Origin of the sequence: Reyranella sp., assembly GCF_965228225.1 — a bacterium.
Lineage (GTDB): Bacteria > Pseudomonadota > Alphaproteobacteria > Reyranellales > Reyranellaceae > Reyranella.
The window spans coordinates 4,796,124-4,812,478 of sequence record NZ_OZ245801.1; the positions used below are offsets into that span (position 1 = coordinate 4,796,124).

18 protein-coding genes are annotated in these 16,355 nt (G+C 67.0%); 6 read left to right on the plus strand and 12 right to left on the minus strand.

All coding sequences use genetic code 11. The annotated features are described in order from the left end of the window. Together ACO07K_RS23310 and phbB are read right to left on the minus strand one after the other, a co-directional pair. Complete coding sequence (locus tag ACO07K_RS23310; RefSeq protein ID WP_422032101.1) at positions 1–399, minus strand: carboxymuconolactone decarboxylase family protein; 399 nt, start codon at positions 397–399, stop codon at positions 1–3. A gap of 86 nt (positions 400–485) precedes the next feature. Then, complete coding sequence (gene phbB, locus ACO07K_RS23315; protein WP_422032103.1) at positions 486–1,211, minus strand: acetoacetyl-CoA reductase; 726 nt, start codon at positions 1,209–1,211, stop codon at positions 486–488. 145 nt (positions 1,212–1,356) lie between these two features. On the opposite strand from phbB, the gene ACO07K_RS23320 reads away from it, so the two are divergent. Beyond that, the gene (locus ACO07K_RS23320) at positions 1,357–2,565 is read left to right on the plus strand and encodes an MFS transporter (RefSeq protein ID WP_422032105.1); all 1,209 of its coding nucleotides are present in this window, start codon (positions 1,357–1,359) and stop codon (positions 2,563–2,565) included. A gap of 50 nt (positions 2,566–2,615) precedes the next feature. Next, the gene (locus tag ACO07K_RS23325; protein WP_422032107.1) at positions 2,616–3,053 is read left to right on the plus strand and encodes a hypothetical protein; all 438 of its coding nucleotides are present in this window, start codon (positions 2,616–2,618) and stop codon (positions 3,051–3,053) included. Positions 3,054–3,259: 206 nt separating this feature from the next. On the opposite strand, the gene ACO07K_RS23330 is transcribed toward ACO07K_RS23325, so the two are convergent. The 4 genes from ACO07K_RS23330 to ACO07K_RS23345 form a co-directional block, all read right to left on the minus strand. Further along, positions 3,260–4,438 (minus strand): acetyl-CoA C-acetyltransferase, encoded by a 1,179-nt coding sequence (locus ACO07K_RS23330; protein ID WP_422032109.1) that lies wholly within the window; start codon positions 4,436–4,438, stop codon positions 3,260–3,262. A 34-nt stretch (positions 4,439–4,472) separates the two neighbouring features. Then, complete coding sequence (locus ACO07K_RS23335; protein WP_422032111.1) at positions 4,473–5,663, minus strand: acyltransferase family protein; 1,191 nt, start codon at positions 5,661–5,663, stop codon at positions 4,473–4,475. 115 nt (positions 5,664–5,778) lie between these two features. After that, positions 5,779–6,627, minus strand: a complete 849-nt coding sequence (locus tag ACO07K_RS23340) for a LytR/AlgR family response regulator transcription factor (protein WP_422032113.1) — start codon at positions 6,625–6,627, stop codon at positions 5,779–5,781. Then, on the minus strand, positions 6,611–7,885 hold the full coding sequence (locus ACO07K_RS23345; RefSeq protein WP_422032115.1) for an alpha/beta fold hydrolase: 1,275 nt from the start codon (positions 7,883–7,885) through the stop codon (positions 6,611–6,613). Before ACO07K_RS23345 ends, ACO07K_RS23340 begins: the two co-directional genes overlap by 17 nt. A gap of 10 nt (positions 7,886–7,895) precedes the next feature. Here ACO07K_RS23345 and ACO07K_RS23350 point away from each other — a divergent pair, with 10 nt between their 5' ends. The 3 genes from ACO07K_RS23350 to ACO07K_RS23360 all read left to right on the plus strand — a co-directional run bounded on the left by ACO07K_RS23350 (position 7,896) and on the right by ACO07K_RS23360 (position 9,076). After that, complete coding sequence (locus ACO07K_RS23350) at positions 7,896–8,174, plus strand: hypothetical protein (protein WP_422032117.1); 279 nt, start codon at positions 7,896–7,898, stop codon at positions 8,172–8,174. A 61-nt stretch (positions 8,175–8,235) separates the two neighbouring features. Beyond that, complete coding sequence (gene phaR, locus ACO07K_RS23355) at positions 8,236–8,880, plus strand: polyhydroxyalkanoate synthesis repressor PhaR (protein WP_422032119.1); 645 nt, start codon at positions 8,236–8,238, stop codon at positions 8,878–8,880. Between the two features lie 7 nt (positions 8,881–8,887). Continuing rightward, the gene (locus tag ACO07K_RS23360; protein WP_422032121.1) at positions 8,888–9,076 is read left to right on the plus strand and encodes a DUF1289 domain-containing protein; all 189 of its coding nucleotides are present in this window, start codon (positions 8,888–8,890) and stop codon (positions 9,074–9,076) included. A gap of 56 nt (positions 9,077–9,132) precedes the next feature. Here ACO07K_RS23360 and ACO07K_RS23365 read toward each other — a convergent pair whose 3' ends face one another. After that, positions 9,133–9,942 carry an enoyl-CoA hydratase/isomerase family protein gene (locus tag ACO07K_RS23365; protein ID WP_422032123.1) on the minus strand — a complete coding sequence of 270 codons (810 nt, stop codon included), beginning with the start codon at positions 9,940–9,942 and terminating at the stop codon, positions 9,133–9,135. A 79-nt stretch (positions 9,943–10,021) separates the two neighbouring features. On the opposite strand from ACO07K_RS23365, the gene ACO07K_RS23370 reads away from it, so the two are divergent. Then, entirely contained in the window at positions 10,022–11,626 is a 1,605-nt protein-coding gene (locus ACO07K_RS23370; RefSeq protein ID WP_422032125.1) for a serine hydrolase domain-containing protein, read from the plus strand. Between the two features lie 170 nt (positions 11,627–11,796). Here the strand turns inward: ACO07K_RS23370 and ACO07K_RS23375 are convergent, their stop codons facing one another. The 5 genes from ACO07K_RS23375 to sdhC are packed head-to-tail and all read right to left on the minus strand — an operon-like array spanning position 11,797 to position 16,336. Continuing rightward, a complete protein-coding gene (locus ACO07K_RS23375; protein WP_422032127.1) occupies positions 11,797–12,825 on the minus strand; it encodes an amino acid ABC transporter substrate-binding protein in 1,029 nt (342 codons plus the stop codon). A gap of 55 nt (positions 12,826–12,880) precedes the next feature. Continuing rightward, on the minus strand, positions 12,881–13,660 hold the full coding sequence (locus ACO07K_RS23380) for a succinate dehydrogenase iron-sulfur subunit (RefSeq protein WP_422032129.1): 780 nt from the start codon (positions 13,658–13,660) through the stop codon (positions 12,881–12,883). 32 nt (positions 13,661–13,692) lie between these two features. Further along, complete coding sequence (sdhA, locus tag ACO07K_RS23385) at positions 13,693–15,537, minus strand: succinate dehydrogenase flavoprotein subunit (protein WP_422032131.1); 1,845 nt, start codon at positions 15,535–15,537, stop codon at positions 13,693–13,695. A 3-nt stretch (positions 15,538–15,540) separates the two neighbouring features. After that, the gene (gene sdhD, locus ACO07K_RS23390) at positions 15,541–15,927 is read right to left on the minus strand and encodes a succinate dehydrogenase, hydrophobic membrane anchor protein (protein ID WP_422032133.1); all 387 of its coding nucleotides are present in this window, start codon (positions 15,925–15,927) and stop codon (positions 15,541–15,543) included. 10 nt (positions 15,928–15,937) lie between these two features. Next, positions 15,938–16,336 carry a succinate dehydrogenase, cytochrome b556 subunit gene (gene sdhC, locus ACO07K_RS23395; protein ID WP_422032135.1) on the minus strand — a complete coding sequence of 133 codons (399 nt, stop codon included), beginning with the start codon at positions 16,334–16,336 and terminating at the stop codon, positions 15,938–15,940. Between the last annotated feature and the right edge of the window lie 19 nt (positions 16,337–16,355).

Genomic DNA, 16,355 nt, shown 5'->3' on the forward strand with positions numbered 1-16,355 from the left:
TCACTTCTCCTCGAAAGCCTCGTCGATCGGCACACGATAGCCCGTCGCGATCTTGTTGCCCTTCTGCGCGGCCAGCACCACCGCCATGAACTCGTCGAACATCTCCTCGGTCATGCCTTTCTGGCGCGCCATGTAGCCGTGCGAGTTGATGCAGTAGTCGCACTGGTTGGCGACCGACACGGCGAGATAGATCAACTCCTTGGTGAGTCCGTCCAGCGCGCCCGGCGCCATCACCGCCTTCATCTCGGCCGCGAAGCGTTCCATCGTGTCGGGGTGGCGGGCCAGCGCCTTCCACACATTGTTGATGTTCGCCGGATCGCTGCCACGCGCCTTGGCGATGCCTTCGACGACGGCCTTGGCCCGCGGGTTCATGTCCTCGTATTCGGTCAGCTTGGCCATGCGTGATTGCTCCAGGAATGAAAAGGGCCGGCAGTATGCCGGCCCATCTTGGCGTTTTCGCGCCGATTGTCAGTATCAAGCTGTTGTCAGTACATATGCTGGCCGCCGTTGATCGACAGGGTCGAGCCGGTGATGAAACCGGCATCGTCGGCGATCAGGAACATCACGCCGCGGCCGATTTCCTCGGCCTTGCCCAGCCGCCCGACCGGGATCTTGGCCACGATCTTTTCCAGCACGTTGGCCGGCACGGCCGACACCATGTCGGTGTCGGTGTAGCCCGGCGCGATGGCATTCACGGTGATGCCCTTGGGCGCGCCTTCCTGGGCCAGCGCCTTGGTGAAGCCGTGGATGCCCGACTTGGCGGCGGCATAGTTCACCTGGCCGTACTGGCCGCCCTGGCCGTTGATCGAGCCGATGTTGACGATGCGGCCGAAACCGCGCGCGTTCATGCCGTCCCACACCGCCTTGCTCATGTTGAAGCAGGAGCCGAGGTTGGTGTCGATCACCGCTTCCCACATGTCGCGCGTCAGGCGGCGCATCGTCGAATCGCGGGTGATGCCGGCATTGTTCACGAGCACCTCGACCGGACCGAGATCCTTCTCGATCTCGGCGACGGCCTTCTGGCAGGCGTCGAAGTCGCACACGTCGAACTTGTAGACGCCGATGCCGGTCTCGGCCTTGAACTTGTGGGCCGCCTCGTCGTTGCCGGCATAGGTCGCGGCAACCCTGTAGCCCTTGTCCTTCAACATCCGGGAGATGGCACCGCCGATGCCCCGTGTTCCGCCCGTCACGACTGCTACCCGTCCGGCCATTTTTTCCTCCCTGGAGATTCAGCCTCTGCAGTCTAGCCGGTTCTCCCCCATCGCGGGCAAGCGTCAGTTTGACGTCGCACCCGATTCGAATTGAGGGACGCCGCCGGATAGAGAGGGCTGTCGCGTCGGCTCTAGAAGCGGCGTCATGAAACCCTTCACCGCCCTGCTCGGCGCCGCCGCAGGAACCCACGCCGCCGACCAGATGGCGCTCGCCACCCTGCCCCTGACCGCGACCCTCGTGCTGGGCGCCGGTCCGGATCTGCTCGGCCTGCTGGTCGCCGCGCAGAGCGCCGCCTGGCTGCTGGTCTCCCTGCCGGCCGGCACCTGGATCGACCGCATGCCGCGACGCCGCATGCTGATCGTCGCGCTGGCGCTCGGCCTCACCGCCTCGCTCGTCGCGGTTGCAGCGGCGGCCACCGGCCAGGTGCTGCTGCTGGGACTCGCCGCCATCGCCGGTGCGTCGGGCACCGTGGTCTATGTCCTGACCTCGGTCTCGCTGTTGCCGAGCCTCGTGGCCTCCGGCGACCTGTCGCGCTCCAATGCGCGCCTCGAACTGGCGCGGGCCGTCGTCAGTCTCGCCGCTCCGTTCGTGGCCGGCCTGCTCGCCCAGCACCTGTCTCCCACCTGGGGCTACGCGCTGGCAGCGCTGGGGGCTGCCCTGGCGCTGCTCTGCGTGCTCGCGCTGCCGGAAGGAACGGCCCCGACGACGGGTGCCGAGCGCCCGACCCTCGCCAGCGCCATCCGCATCGGTACGGCCTTCGTGGTGCGCAACGAGCTCCTGCGCGGCATCAGCCTGTGCGCGATCTTCTGGAACTTCGCCTTTTTCGCGCTGCTCGCCATCTGGGCGCCGCTGGCGCTGGGACCGCTCGGGCTCGACCCGGCGCATATGGGCCTCGCGCAATCGACCTATGGCGCCGGGCTGATCCTGGGTGCGCTGACGGCGCCGTTCTGCGCCCGCCGCCTGCCGCCGTTCGTGACCCTGATCTTCGGCCCGGCCGTGTCGGTCGTCGCCGCCTCCCTGTTCCTGGCGGCGCCCTCGGGTAACGGCTTCGCCCTCGCGGCCGCCGGCTACTTCCTGGTGGGCTTCGGCCCGATGCTGTGGCTGATCTGCCAGACGACGGTCCGCCAGCTCGTGACGCCGTCGCCGCTGATGGGCCGGGTCAACGCCACCGTCCAGACCGCGATCTACGGCGTCCGTCCCCTGGGCGCCCTCGCCGGCGGCTTCGTGGCGGCACAGGCCGGCCTGCCCGCGGCCCTGCTGATGATCGGCGCGGCGTTCGCGTTGTCGACGCTCGTCATCGTCCTGTCACCTCTGGCGCGCCTGCGGGTCCTGCCGGCACCAGCGACAGGCTGAGGCTTGACCCGCAGGCCGGTCCGTCGGACTTTGCCGGCGGAGGTCGTTGCATGATGAAGTTTCTAGGCGCCGCGTTGCTGGCGCTTTCCCTGTCCGCTTGCCAGAACGCGCAGTCGCCCTGGTATCAGGCCTACGGCACGACGACCTTCCCGGTTGCCAAGGACGGCATGGCGGCACTCTACCTCGTGCGCGACACCGCCCCGCCGGATGCGCCGAGCATCCCCATCTCCATGAGCCGCCATCCCGTCGGGGGCCTCACGGGATCGACCTGGATGCGCCTCGACCTGCCGCCCGATCCCTACGACCTGCGCGCCTTCGGCAGCAGCGAGAGCACCGAGCTGATCGTCACCGTCGTGCCGGGCGAAACACGCTTCCTGCTGGTGCAGCCCAAGGGAACCAACGACGCCGAACTCACCTGGCTGTCGCAGGAGGACGGGCGCCGACTCGTCCGCGCCGGCACGCAGGTCGGCGCCTATTACAATCCCTAGGGTTTCGCCGCTTCAGGTTCCCCGAACCACCTCATCCTGAGGAGCACGCCGTAGGCGTGCGTCTCGAAGGATGGGCAGCAGACGTGGTGCATGCGGCCCATGCTTCGAGACGGCTGCGGCGCAGCCTCCTCAGCATGAGGTTGTCGAAAGAAAACGCCCGAAGGAGCGATCCTTCGGGCGTTTGATCTCTAAGCGTCGAGCGAAGATCAGTCGCGCTGGACGCACATCGCGATGCCCATGCCGCCACCGATGCACAGCGTGGCGAGGCCCTTCTTGGCGTCGCGCTTCTGCATTTCATAGAGCAGCGTGGTCAGCACGCGCGCGCCCGAGGCGCCGATCGGATGGCCGAGCGCGATCGCGCCGCCGTTGACGTTGAGCTTGGTCTCGTCGAGGCCGAGCTGCTTGCCGACGGCGACCGCCTGGGCGGCGAAGGCCTCGTTGGCTTCGACCAGGTCGAGATCCTTGACCGTCCAGCCGGCCTTCTTCAGCGCGGCCTGCGAGGCCGTCACCGGGCCGATGCCCATGATCGACGGATCGACGCCCGTGGTCGCCCACGACACGATCTTGGCGAGCGGGGTGATGCCGCGCTTCTTGGCTTCGTCGGCGCTCATCAGCACCAGCGCCGCGGCGCCGTCATTAATGCCCGAGGCGTTGCCGGCGGTGACAGAGCCGCCTTCCTTGGTGAAGGCCGGACGCAGCTTGCCCAGCGCCTCGATCGTCGTGCCGTGACGCGGGAACTCGTCGGTGTCGACGACGACCTCGCCCTTGCGCGTCTTCACCGTCACCGGGACGATCTCGTCCTTGAAGCGACCGGACTTCTGCGCCGCCTCGGCCTTGTTCTGCGACGACACGGCGAAGGCATCCTGCTCGGCGCGCGTGATCTGGAACTTCTGCGCCACGTTCTCGGCGGTGTTGCCCATGTGATAGCCGTGGAAGGCATCCCACAGACCGTCCTTCAGCATGGTGTCGAGCATCTTGAACTCGCCCATCTTGGTGCCGTCGCGCATATAAGCGGCGTGCGGCGCCTGGCTCATGCTCTCTTGGCCGCCGACCACCATGATGTTGGCGTCGCCGTTGCGGATCGCCTGCCAGCCGAAGGCAACGGCGCGCAGGCCGGAGCCGCAGAGCTGGTTGATGCCGAGCGCGGTCTTCTCGACCGGGATGCCCGAGTTCACGGCCGCCTGGCGCGCCGGGTTCTGGCCCTGACCGCCGGTCAGGATCTGGCCCATGATGACTTCGTCGACTTCCTCGGGCTTCACGTTGGCGCGCTCGAGGGCACCCTTGATGGCAACCTTGCCGAGATCGTGTGCCGCCACGGCACCGAACGCACCGTTGAACGAGCCGATTGGCGTGCGCGCTGCGCTCGCGATAACGATATCCGTCATGAAATCCTCCTTGGCAGGCCGCCCTTGCGGATATTTATAGGCCTGCCGCGCGGCGGGGCAAGGACCGCCGTTCCCCCGAAACGGCCGCCTTCATTCCGAACAGCGGCCGGAGCCAGGGCCACGGCCGCACCAGGCCTGCGTAAATCAGCCAGGTCCCGGCGAAGGTCGCCACGACAGCCATGATGAATCCGGCGACCGGTGGGGCGCCCATCTTCAGGAGCCAGTAGACGGCCACGACCGTCACCGTCTGGTGGATCAGGTAGAACGGATAGACCGCCTCGGTTGCCTCGGCCAGGAAGGCCGGCCGCCGGGTCAGGTGGCGGTGCGCGAAACCGATGATCCCGAACAGCCAGGCCATGACGTTGACCGCGGAGAGGAGCGCAAAGATCGGCCGCGCCTCGGGTGGGATGGTCGGCCGGACCGTACCCGCGAAGTAGCCGACATAGAGGCAGGCATAGGCGAGGATTCCGACGGCCAGCGAGAAGAAGCGCTGGCGCTCGAGCGACGCCAGCATATCCGAAGAGCCGAAGATGAAGGCGCCGTAGAGCAGCAACGCGCCGTAGGAAACGAGGCCGTGCCAGTCGCCGACCAGCCCGTTGATGTTCCAGGAGATCGGCGCCAGCCACAGGGTCGAGGCGGCGAGCGGCAGGACCATCGTCCATTGCAGGCCGAAGCGGGCCGCGATCCGGCCGGATTTCGCGACGGCTGCCCGTCCCGAGGGCGACCGGGCCCACAGGAAGACCGGCAACAGCACCAACGTGAGGACGAGGACGTAGGCCACGAACCACAGGTGATGCCAGCTCAGGTTCCCCTGCGGGTAGACGCCGTCGAAGGCGTGCGGCAGCCATTGCAGGAACGAGCCGGTGACCTGGCCGCGATAGAGACGCTCCAGGTAGACCTGCGGCGGCACGATCACGGCCATGCCGAAGGCCAGCGGCAACGCCAGGCGCTTCAGCCGGTCGCGGACGAAGGCGGCCGGCGTGCGATCGCCCAGCGCCAGCATGATGGCCGCGCCCGAGACCAGGAAGATCAGCGGCATGCGCCAGCGGTTCAGGAAGCGCATCGCCTCGCGCAGTCCGTCGAGACTGTCCGGGCTGGTGACGTGCCAGCTCCAGCCCGACCAGGCCATGCCGGCGTGGTAGAAGATCAGCAGGCCGAAGGCGAGCACCCGCAGCCAGTCGAGATCGGCACGGCGGAGGGCGGAGGCAGGGACGGCAGGATGCATGGCGGGGCTCCAGGGCGAACCGCTCCGACCTATCCTGCAAACCTCTGATTTCGTGTCGTTTTGTGACGACCGGCGCAGCCGGTGGGACGACCGGCAGGCGCGATGGGACGTCCGGTCAGGCCCTGACGGGCGCCAGGGCCTCGAAGCGCTGCCGATAGCGCCGGCTCAGATTGACCTCGGCCCCGCTCTGCAGCCGGATGCGCCAGTCGCCATTCACCCACGGCGTCACCTCGACCACGCGGGCGATGTTCACCACATGGGATTTGTGCACGCGCACGAACCGTTTGGGATCGAGTTCGCTTTCCAGCTTGGTAAGCGAGGAGCGGATCTCGAACGTCTCGTCGCCGACATGGAGCACGGCGTAATTTCCCGAGGCCTCGATCCAGTCGATGTCGGCCACTTCGACCATGACCTCCCTGCCCTTGCGCCGAACGGCGAATCGCTCGGGCAGCGGTTCCGACGCCAGCGGCTCGGCCGTCGCAATGGCTTCCGCGATCGCGGGCGCGGCCGGTCGCGCCAGCACGTGGCGCAGCGCCACCGCGCCGGCACTCAACAGCCCGTAGGCGATGATGTCCTTGGCGAATTCATAGAGCATGCGGTCGAAAGTGAGCGGAAAACTGTGCGACTCGCCCAGGACTCCCCCGAACCACAGGAACCTGAGCGCCGCCATGCCGACCGTGTGGGCGATGCTGAACGGCACGACCGCCGCGATGTGGATGAGCAGGTTTCGAGGCTGTTCGCCGATCGGCCAGCGTCGATGCAGCCAGTAGATCGCCGGCAGCAGGGCCGCCACGACCAGATGGCTGGCAATCTGGATCGCCAGCGCCGTCGCGTAGGGCATCCGTACGCCCCGCGCCGTTTCGTTGGCGATCTCGACATGGGCGTGGGCGAACACCGAGACGGTCAGTAGCACCGCCCAGATCGCCGGTATGCGCCAGTCGACAGACCTAGACGGCGGCGACACGGGCCCGCCGGGATGGAAGCGCCGCCAGCCACTCCGTCAGAGGGTTCCAGCAGAGCTCGCGGGCACGACCGCTGACGACCATGCCGATGTGACCGAGCGGCAGGTCGATCCGGGTCACCTTCTTCAGGCCCTTCTTCGGATCGGCCAGCGCGGCCGCGGACTGAGGCGGCACGATGCGGTCGCCCGAGGGGATCATGACCAGCGACGGCAGCTTGATCTTCGACGGCACGATGCGCTTGCCGCCGACGACCCACTGGCCACGGCCCGGCGTGTTCTCGCCGTACCAGCCGACCAGGCATTCGCGCGCGGTCGGGCCGGCGAGCGGCGCGCCGCCGTTCAGCCAGTCCTCCAGCAGGACGAACTCCTTCGCGTGCTCGCCCTTGGGATCCAGCCCCACGAAGCGCCCGAACTTCTTCACCGAGAGCCAGGGATCGAGCGACCAGAACAGGGTCTGCAGGATGTCGACCGGCAATTCGCCGACGCGATCCGCCACCTCCGCGAGCAGCGGGCCGGTCGAGAGCAGGAAGGCCTGTCCGGTGCGGTCGGCATGGAAGTCCCACGGTGCCGCCATCAGCGCCAGGCCCGCGACGCGACGCGGCCGGCGCGCCGCCAGGGCCACGGCGAGCGTGCCGCCCATGCAATAGCCGAGCACAGCCGGCGCCCGGCGGGCCCGCCGGGCGACATAACCCAGCGCCCGCTCGAGGCGCGCCACGTATGCCGTGGTGTCGAAGCGACGCTCCTCGTCGTCGGGCGTTCCCCAATCGACGAGATAGGGCCGCAGCCCCTGCGCCGCCATGGCGCGCATGAGGCTCTTCTCTGCCGTCAGGTCGAGCACCTCCCAGCGATTGATCAGCGAGGGCACGACCAGTACGGCGCGCGTCCCGCGCTTGCGCGCAGAGCGATGGGTGGCACCGTAGTCGAGCAGGCGCGTATTGCCTTCACGCCAGACGGCCGGCGGATCGACCAGCGTGCGATGGACGTCGTTGCGTTGATAGGCGAGCACGCCATCGGCCAGCCTGACCTGGCGCCGACGAATCTCGCGCTGCAGCGCCTGCTCGAACTGGCCGGGGCCAGCCTTGGCTTCGAGCGAGGCGATCTCCGGCAGCAGGGCCGCGAGCGATTCAGGAACCTCGGAGGCGGGCTTCGAGGTCGGCGAGCCTTGCTTCAAGAGACTCCACGCGCTTTCGGAGCTCGCCCACGTCATCAGGGCCGTTCCCAGATGGAGCGGCAGCGGACGGGGACCTAGTCGTGTCTGCATGGGACGCTCCTTGCGCAACCTGCAATGCCGAAGCGACCTGGGAATTCGCGGCCGCGAACAGGCGGGCAATCTGCTCGGTGACCGCCTGATCCGACGCCAGGCCCGCCAGCTGGGCCTGCCACAGATCGAGATAGCGCCGGGCCAGCCTGTCGAACTCGGCGCCGGAGTCGGTTGTACCGGCCGTCTTGTCGTCGTTTCCGGAGACCATGTCCGCACTATAACGCATAGCCGCGCCAACGCTGCTTCCATCGGCGAAGGTTGGGTTGTCGCACTGCGGCATCGGCGCTAAGGTGGCGCACCCTGAGTAAACGAGCGTTCATGGCGCGCGGGAGCTAGAGGAGCGAAGCGTAATGGCCGACCAGGCAGTACCCGACGGCGGACCGAAAGCGGCGCCGGTGGTGATCAAGAAATACGCGAACAGACGGCTCTACAATACCGCGACCTCGGCCTATGTGACGCTGGATCATCTGTCCCAGATGGTGAAGGACAAGACCGACTTCGTGGTCTACGACGCCAAGACCGGCGACGAGATCACGCGCTCGGTGCTGACGCAGATCATCTTCGAGGAAGAGAGCAAGGGCGGTCAGACGCTGCTGCCGATCCCGTTCCTGCGCCAGCTCATCTCCTTCTACGGCGACAGCTTGCAGGGCGTGGTGCCGCAATATCTCGAAATGTCGATGACGCAGTTCGCCCGCAATCAGGACCAGATGCGGCGCTACATGCAGAATGCCTTCGGCTTCAATCCGTTCCAGCAGTTCGAGTCGATGGGCAAGCAGAACATGGCGATGTTCGAGAACGCCATGCGCATGTTCAACCCGTTCGGCACCGCGCCCGGCGGCCAGCCCGGTGGACAGGCCTCCCCGCCGGCGGCCAACGGCCACGAACCGCCCAAGGCAGAGACCTCGGCGCCCTCCGGCGAGGCGGCGATCGACGACCTGAAGCGCAAGCTCGACGAATTGCAGAGTCAGCTCGCGGAACTCGGCAAGAAGCCCTGACCGCTCCATGACGTCGTCGCCATCGTCCGCGGTCCGTCGCGTGATGTCGCCCTGCATCGGCATCTGCAAGCTCGATCAGAAGAGCGGCCTCTGCCTCGGCTGCCGGCGTACGATCGACGAGATCGGCCGCTGGGCCATGCTCGACGACCCGGCACGCCAGGCCATCGTCGACCAGCTGCCGACACGGAAGCTCTAGCGGACCACCCCTTCTTCTCCTCCCCCGTCGTACGGGGAGGAAAGTTGAAGCAATGATCAGCGCCCCTTGAACGACGGCTTGCGCTTCTCGCGGAACGCCGCGGTGCCTTCCCTGTAGTCCTCGGTGAGGCCGGTCAGCACGTTCTGGTCGGCATCCATGTGACTGCCGAGATCGTCGAGCGCGTGGGCGAGGCGGTTGACCGTGGTCTTGGTCATGCGCACCGGGATGGGCGGCTGGCGGGCGATGCGCTCGGCGAACGCCATCGACGCGGCGAGCGCCTGACCGTCGTCCACGACTTCCTCGACGAGACCCCAGTCCAGCGCCGTCGCGGCCCCGATCCGATCCGACGCCAGGATCACCGCCTGCTTGGTGCGCGCCGGGCCCATCAGCGCCAGCATGCGCGGGATCGAGCCCCAGCTCATGTTCATGCCGAGTTCGATCTCGGGAATGCGGAAATGCGCCGAGCGGCCGCAGGTCCGGAAATCGAGCGACACGACCAGCGCGGCGCCGCCGCCGATGCAATGCCCCTCGATCGCGGCAATCGTGACCTGGTCCATGTCCTGCCAGGCCTTGCACATCTTCGGTCCCAGCCGCTGCCGCTGGATGCGCTCGCCGATCGGCAGACCGTCACGGGCCCGACCGTCGCCATCCTTGAGATCGAAGCCGGCGGAGAAGGCCTTGGCTGAGCCGGTCAGGATCACGACCGAGGTTTCGAGATCGTCCTCGAATTCGCGCGGCACGTCGCGCAGCTCGCGCATCGCCTGCTGGCTCAGCGCATTGATGTTGTCGCCGCGGTCGAAACGCACGACGGCGATGCGACCCTGCGGGCCCAGCCCCTTCTCGATCTTCACGAACTGACGATCCATCGCGCGCTTCCTCCGGCACTTTGCGCAAACCTAACGGCTCGCCTTTACAAGGGCGAGCCGCTTCGATTGACTGGCCTGCATGTCGAAAGCCATTGAATCCGCCGTCTTCGAGCGCCGCGTCAACGCGTTGTTTGCCCCTTACACCAAGCCCGGTTCGCCCGGCGCCGTCGTCGGCGTGATGCGCGGCGGCGAGATCGCGTTCTGCAAGGGCTTCGGCCTGGCCAGCATCGAGCTCGGCGTGCCGATCCGTCCCGACACGCGCTTCCGCATCGCCTCGGTGAGCAAGCAGTTCACGGTGACGGCCGCCCTGATGCTGGCGGCCGAAGGCAAGCTCAAGCTCTCCGATCCGCCGCACAAATACCTGCCCGACCTGCCGCCGCTGCCGGTGACGATCGACCAGATGATGCGCAATTCGAGCGGCCTGCCCGATTTCCTGGAACTGCTTCGCCTGGGCGGGCACGGGCTCGACAGGCCGGCCCGGCCCGAGGACCTGTTCGACGCCTGCGTGCGCAACCGCCATCTCAACTTCGCACCGGGCAGCCGCTTTCTCTACAGCAACACCAACTTCCTGCTGCTGGGCCTGATCGTCGAGAAGCTGGCAAGCAAGAAGCTGGGCGAGGTCCTGGCCGAACGCATCTTCAAGCCGCTCGGCATGGCGCATACGTCGCTGGTCGCCGAGATCGACGCGGTGATCCCGAACCTCGCCACCGGCTATCTCGGCGACGCCGAGCAGGGTTTCCGTCGCGCCGCGCACGCCTATCCGCAGGGCGGCGAAGGCGGGCTCACCTCCACCGTCGAGGACCTGCTGATCTGGAGCCGGCATTTCGACAGACCGACGCTCGGCAAGACCTTGCCCACGCAACTCGCGGCCGCTGCGCCCCTCACCGGCGGCAAGGCCAACAACTACCGCCGCGGCGTCGCCGTCGAGCAGTTGCGGGGCCTGGCGACGGTCGGTCACGGCGGCCTGTGGCCGGGCTTCCGCACGGAATTCCTGCGCGTGCCGAAGGCCGATCTCACCGTCGTGGTGATCGCCAACCTGGGCAGCATCGATCCCTGGCGGCGCGCCCGGGCCATCGCCGCGCTGGCCCTCGAAGGCAACAGCCGGATGAAGCCGGCGCTGCCGCCGATCACGGCCGCCGAGATCAAGCCGCTCACCGGAACCTGGTTCAACGCGGAAGAGCCGTCGCTGTTCGACCTGGCGTGGCGCAACGGCGAGGCGGTCGTGACGCAGAACGGCATGCCCTTCGCGCTGGGCCCGCGGGCCGGCGGCTGGCTGGCGGCCGAGCGCGGATCCTACGAATTCGCCCTGAAGCCGGGCCCCAAGGGCACGTTGAAGGTCGATCTCGGCGCCGGCCGCATCGTCACGTTCGACAAGCTCACCAAGCGCGCGGTCGTGCCGGCCGACCTCGCCGGCACCTACGTCTCGTCCGATTGTGCCGCCGTGTGGCGCATCAGCCGCGACGGCAAGGACTGGACGATGGAAGTCGGCGGACCGCTGATCTCGGGCGGTGCGCCGTGGATCGTGCGCGGCCTCGACGCCGACACGGTGGAGGTGGAATCGCCGGGCAGCTGGATCAAGGCCACCCAGCTCGCCCATCTGGTCCGCGACCGCGACGGCAAAATCGCCGCGCTCGAGGTCTCGACCGGCCGCATCAAGAAGATGCGGTTCGATCTCACGCCTTAGAGTTCTCGACTCCTCCTCATCCTGAGGAGCCGTGCGCAGCACGGCGTCTCGAAGGATGGGCAACAGACGTGGTGCTCGCGCCCACCCTTCGAGACGCGCTCCGATGGAGCGCTCCTCAGGGTGAGGTAATTGTTGGAAAGCGTGGGTGTGTCTTTCCTATCGAGAGAATCTCAGCGGAACGGGATCGCGTACAGCAGGCCGCCGTTGGTCCACAGCGCGTTCTGGCCACGCTCGAGCTTGAGCGGCGTGGCCGGGCCGACATGGCGGTCGTAGCTCTCGCCGTAGTTACCGACCTGCTTGATGACGTTGTACATCCACTTCTCGTCGACGCCGGCGGCCTTGCCGAAACCCGGCGTGACACCGAGGAACCGCTTCACCGCGGGATCGTCGCTCTTCAGCATCTCGTCGACGTTCTTGGAGGTGATGCCCATCTCCTCGGCCTCGATCATGCCCATCAGGGTCCACTTCACGAGGTCGAACCACTGGTCGTCGCCGTGGCGCACGATCGGGCCGAGCGGCTCCTTGGAGATGCGCTCGGGCAGGATGACGTGCTCGCCCTTGCCGGCGAGCTGGCCGGCACGCACGGCGGCGAGGCCCGACGCGTCGGTCGTGTAGGTGTCGCAGCGGCCGGAAGCATAGGCCTGCAGCAGCTCGTCGAGCTTCTCGATCAGCACCGGCTTGAAGGTCATCTTGTGCTTGCGGAAATAGTCCGCGAGGTTGAGCTCGGTCGTCGTGCCCGGCTGGACGCAGACCGTGGCGCCGTTCAGATCCCTGGCGCTCTTGATGTTGCTCTTGGCCGGCACGATGAAGCCCTGGCCGTCGTAGAAATTGACGCCCGCGATGTGGAAGCCGAGCGAGGTGTCGCGCAGCAGCGTCTGCGTCGCGTTGCGGGTGATCACGTCGACCTCGCCCGACTGCAGCGCGACGAAGCGCTGCTGGGCGGTCGTGGGCGTGAACTTCGCCTTCTCGGCGTCGCCGAACATCGCCGCGGCGATCGCCTTGCAGAGATCGACGTCGAGGCCGGTCCACTTGCCCTGGCTGTCGGCGAACGAGAAGCCCGCCAGCCCGGTGTTGACCGCGCACTGGACGAAGCCCTTGGCCTTGACCGCGTCGAAGGTCTGGCCGGCCGAAGCCGGTCCGGCGGCAAGCGCCGCCGTGCCAGCGAGCGCGGCCGCTACGGTGATGGATTTGAATGACATGGCTGAAGCCCCCTTTTGTCTCCCGGTGGCTTCAGCATAGCAAAAGACGAGCCGCCTAGATGGTGCGTTCGACCATCAGCTTCTTGATCTCGGCGATCGCCTTGGCCGGGTTCAAGCTCTTGGGGCAGGTCTTGGTGCAGTTCATGATCGTATGGCAGCGATAGAGCCGGAACGGGTCCTCGAGATTGTCGAGGCGCTCGCCCTTGGCTTCGTCGCGGCTGTCGGCGATCCAGCGATAGGCCTGCAGCAGGATGGCCGGGCCGAGATAGCGCTCGCCGTTCCACCAGTAGCTGGGGCAGGAGGTCGAGCAGCAGAAGCACAGAATGCACTCCCACAGACCGTCGAGCTTGGCGCGCTCTTCCGGGGACTGCAGGCGCTCGCGCGTCGGCGGCTGGGTGGAAGACTTGAGCCAGGGCTCGATCGAGGTGAGCTGGGCGTAGGGCACGTTGAGGTCGGGCACCAGGTCGCGCACCACCGGCATGTGCGGCAGCGGGTAGATCTTGATGTCGCCCTTCACCTCGTCGATGAACTTGGTGCAGGCCAGCGTATTGGTGCCGTCGATGTTCATCGCGCACGAACCGCACACGCCCTCGCGGCAGGAGCGCCGGAAGGTGAGCGAGCTGTCCATCTCGTTCTTGATCTTGATCAGCGCGTCGAGAACCATCGGCCCGCACGTGTCCATGTCGACTTCGTAGGTGTCGACCGACGGGTTCTTCCCGTCTTCCGGAGTCCAGCGATAGACCTTGAACTTCCGGATGTTCTTGGCGCCCGCCGGAGCGGCGTAGGTCTGGCCGACGCCGACCTTGGAATTGGCGGGAAGAGTGAACTCGGCCATTTGGTCCTCTCGAACTCAGTACACGCGGGCGCTTAGTACACGCGGGCTTTTGGCGGGAACGACTGAACGTCGTTGCTCATCGGCTGCAGGTTGACCGGACGGTAGTCGATGCGCGTCTTGCCGGTCTTCTCGTCGACCCAGACGACCGTGTGCTTCAGCCAGTCCTTGTCGTTGCGGTCGGGGAAATCCTCGTGCGCATGGGCGCCTCGGCTTTCCTTGCGATTGGCCGCCGAGCGGATCGTGCCCTGCGCCTGGAGGATCAGGTTCTCGAACTCCAGCGTCTCCATGAGATCGGAGTTCCAGATCATCGAGCGGTCCTTGACGCGGACGTCGTCCTTGCCGGCGAACACCTTGTCCATGTTCACGCAGCCTTCATCCAGCGTCTTGGTCGTGCGGAACACCGCGCAGTCGTTCTGCATGGTCTTCTGCATCATGGCGCGCAGCTGGGACGTCGGCGTGCCGCCGTTGGCGTGACGGGCGCGGTCGAGGCGGGCGATCGCCTCCTCGCCGGCATTCTTCATGTCCTTGTGCGGCTGGCCCGGCGTCATCTGCTCGGCCACGCGGTTGGCGGCGGAGCGGCCGAACACGACCAGCTCCAGCAGCGAGTTGGAGCCGAGACGGTTGGCGCCGTGGACGCCGATCGACGCGGCCTCGCCCAGCGCCATCAGGCCGGGGACAACGGTGTTGGGATTGCCGTCCTTCACCGTCATGACTTCGCAGTGATAGTTCGCCGGGATGCCGCCCATGTTGTAGTGGCAGGTCGGCAGGATGGGGATCGGCTGGCGGGTCACGTCGACGCCGGCGAAGATGCGCGCGGTCTCGGCGATGCCCGGCAGGCGCTCGTGGATGATCTTCGGATCGAGATGCTCGACGTGCAGCTCGATGTAATCCTTGTTCGGACCGCAGCCGCGGCCTTCGCGGATCTCGACGGTCATCGAACGGCTGACGACGTCGCGCGAGGCCAGATCCTTGGCCGACGGCGCATAGCGCTCCATGAAGCGCTCGCCGCTCGAGTTGGTGACGTAGCCGCCTTCGCCGCGCACGCCCTCGGTGATGAGGCAGCCCGCCCCGAACACGCCGGTCGGATGGAACTGCACGAACTCGAGGTCCTGCAGCGGCAGGCCGGCGCGCAGCGCCATGGCGCCACCGTCACCCGTGCAGGTGTGGGCCGAGGTCGCCGTCTGGTAGACGCGGCCGTAGCCACCGGTCGCCAGCACCACCTTGTGGGCGCGGAAGCGATGGATGGTGCCGTCGTCGAGGTTCCAGGCCATGACACCGCGGCAGACGCCTTCGTCCATGATCAGGTCGAGCGCGAAATACTCGATGAAGAACTCGGCGTGGTTCCTGAGCGACTGCTGGTAGAGGGTGTGCAGGATCGCGTGGCCGGTGCGGTCGGCCGCGGCGCAGGTGCGCTGGGCAATGCCCTTGCCGTACTCCGTCGTCATGCCGCCGAACGGGCGCTGGTAGATCTTGCCCTCGGGCGTGCGGCTGAACGGCACGCCGTAGTGTTCGAGCTCGATGATCGCGCCGATGCCGTCGCGGCACATGTATTCGATCGCGTCCTGGTCGCCGAGCCAGTCGGAGCCCTTGACCGTGTCGTACATGTGCCAGCGCCAGTCGTCCGGACCCATGTTGCCCAGCGCCGCGGAGATGCCGCCCTGCGCCGCCACGGTGTGGCTGCGGGTCGGGAACACCTTGGTGATGCAGGCCGTCTTGAAGCCCTTGTTGGCCATGCCGAAGGTCGCGCGAAGACCGGCGCCGCCGGCACCGACGATGACCACGTCGTATTCGTGATCGATCACCTTGTAGGCGGTGTTGCCGATGTTGACGGTTCCCGCGACGGGCGGGTTGCTCTTGCCGCTGCTGGCCTCGGCCATGACTTAGCCTCCGAATCCAATACGCATGATCGCCACGACCGCAGCCAGTCCGAACAGGACCGCGATGAACCTGACCGCCACGATCAGCGCCAGCTTCAGACCGTCATTGTGCACGTAGTCCTCGATCACGACCTGCAACCCGAGCTGACCGTGATGCAGTCCGATCACGATGGTCAGGATCAGCAGGACCATCGCGACCGGCGATCCGATCCAGGCGCGCACCATGCCGTAGTCGGCGCCACTCATCATTACGAGCGAGATGGCGAACCAGATCACGAGGGGGATCAGCGCGAGGGCGGTGAGACGCTGCGCCCACCAGTGATGCAGCCCGTCCTTGGCCGAGCCAAGACCGCGGGCGCGATTGAGGGGGCTTCTGAGATCGCTGTTCATCCGTCGCTCCTCAGACCAGTCGCAGACCGACGATCCACGCGATCGCCGTCACCACGAGGGACGCCGCCACGACCAGCCAGCCGCTGCGATAGGCGTCCTTGAGCTCGAAGCCATAGCCCGCATCCCAGAAGAGATGCCGGATGCCGTTGAACAGGTGATAGAACAGGCAGAACAGCCAGCCGCCCAGCACGAAGCGCCCGACGATCGAACTGTTGAAGCCCTGGAACTTCGCATAGGTCTCGGGGCCCGCGGACGCGCACATCACCCAGACGGCGAGATAGAGCACGCCCACCGACAGGGCGATGCCCGTCGCACGATGCAGGATCGAGAGAGTGGAGGTGAGCTGCGGGCGGTAGACCTGCAGATGCGGAGAAAGCGGCCGATGCACCGGCCGGTTGGCGACGCTCATCCGTGATGACCTCTAGTGC

Excerpts from the sequence above, each read along its gene's own strand:
- ACO07K_RS23365 (WP_422032123.1), bottom strand. The coding sequence starts at position 9,942 with ATGGATCGTCAGTTCGTGAAGATCGAGAAGGGGCTGGGCCCGCAGGGT.
- sdhC (WP_422032135.1), bottom strand. The coding sequence starts at position 16,336 with ATGAGCGTCGCCAACCGGCCGGTGCATCGGCCGCTTTCTCCGCATCTG.
- ACO07K_RS23310 (WP_422032101.1), bottom strand. The coding sequence starts at position 399 with ATGGCCAAGCTGACCGAATACGAGGACATGAACCCGCGGGCCAAGGCC.
- ACO07K_RS23345 (WP_422032115.1), bottom strand. The coding sequence starts at position 7,885 with ATGCAGACACGACTAGGTCCCCGTCCGCTGCCGCTCCATCTGGGAACG.
- ACO07K_RS23330 (WP_422032109.1), bottom strand. The coding sequence starts at position 4,438 with ATGACGGATATCGTTATCGCGAGCGCAGCGCGCACGCCAATCGGCTCG.
- ACO07K_RS23325 (WP_422032107.1), top strand. The coding sequence starts at position 2,616 with ATGATGAAGTTTCTAGGCGCCGCGTTGCTGGCGCTTTCCCTGTCCGCT.
- ACO07K_RS23320 (WP_422032105.1), top strand. The coding sequence starts at position 1,357 with ATGAAACCCTTCACCGCCCTGCTCGGCGCCGCCGCAGGAACCCACGCC.
- phbB (WP_422032103.1), bottom strand. The coding sequence starts at position 1,211 with ATGGCCGGACGGGTAGCAGTCGTGACGGGCGGAACACGGGGCATCGGC.
- ACO07K_RS23370 (WP_422032125.1), top strand. The coding sequence starts at position 10,022 with ATGTCGAAAGCCATTGAATCCGCCGTCTTCGAGCGCCGCGTCAACGCG.
- ACO07K_RS23360 (WP_422032121.1), top strand. The coding sequence starts at position 8,888 with ATGACGTCGTCGCCATCGTCCGCGGTCCGTCGCGTGATGTCGCCCTGC.
- ACO07K_RS23380 (WP_422032129.1), bottom strand. The coding sequence starts at position 13,660 with ATGGCCGAGTTCACTCTTCCCGCCAATTCCAAGGTCGGCGTCGGCCAG.
- ACO07K_RS23335 (WP_422032111.1), bottom strand. The coding sequence starts at position 5,663 with ATGCATCCTGCCGTCCCTGCCTCCGCCCTCCGCCGTGCCGATCTCGAC.
- sdhA (WP_422032131.1), bottom strand. The coding sequence starts at position 15,537 with ATGGCCGAGGCCAGCAGCGGCAAGAGCAACCCGCCCGTCGCGGGAACC.
- sdhD (WP_422032133.1), bottom strand. The coding sequence starts at position 15,927 with ATGAACAGCGATCTCAGAAGCCCCCTCAATCGCGCCCGCGGTCTTGGC.
- phaR (WP_422032119.1), top strand. The coding sequence starts at position 8,236 with ATGGCCGACCAGGCAGTACCCGACGGCGGACCGAAAGCGGCGCCGGTG.
- ACO07K_RS23375 (WP_422032127.1), bottom strand. The coding sequence starts at position 12,825 with ATGTCATTCAAATCCATCACCGTAGCGGCCGCGCTCGCTGGCACGGCG.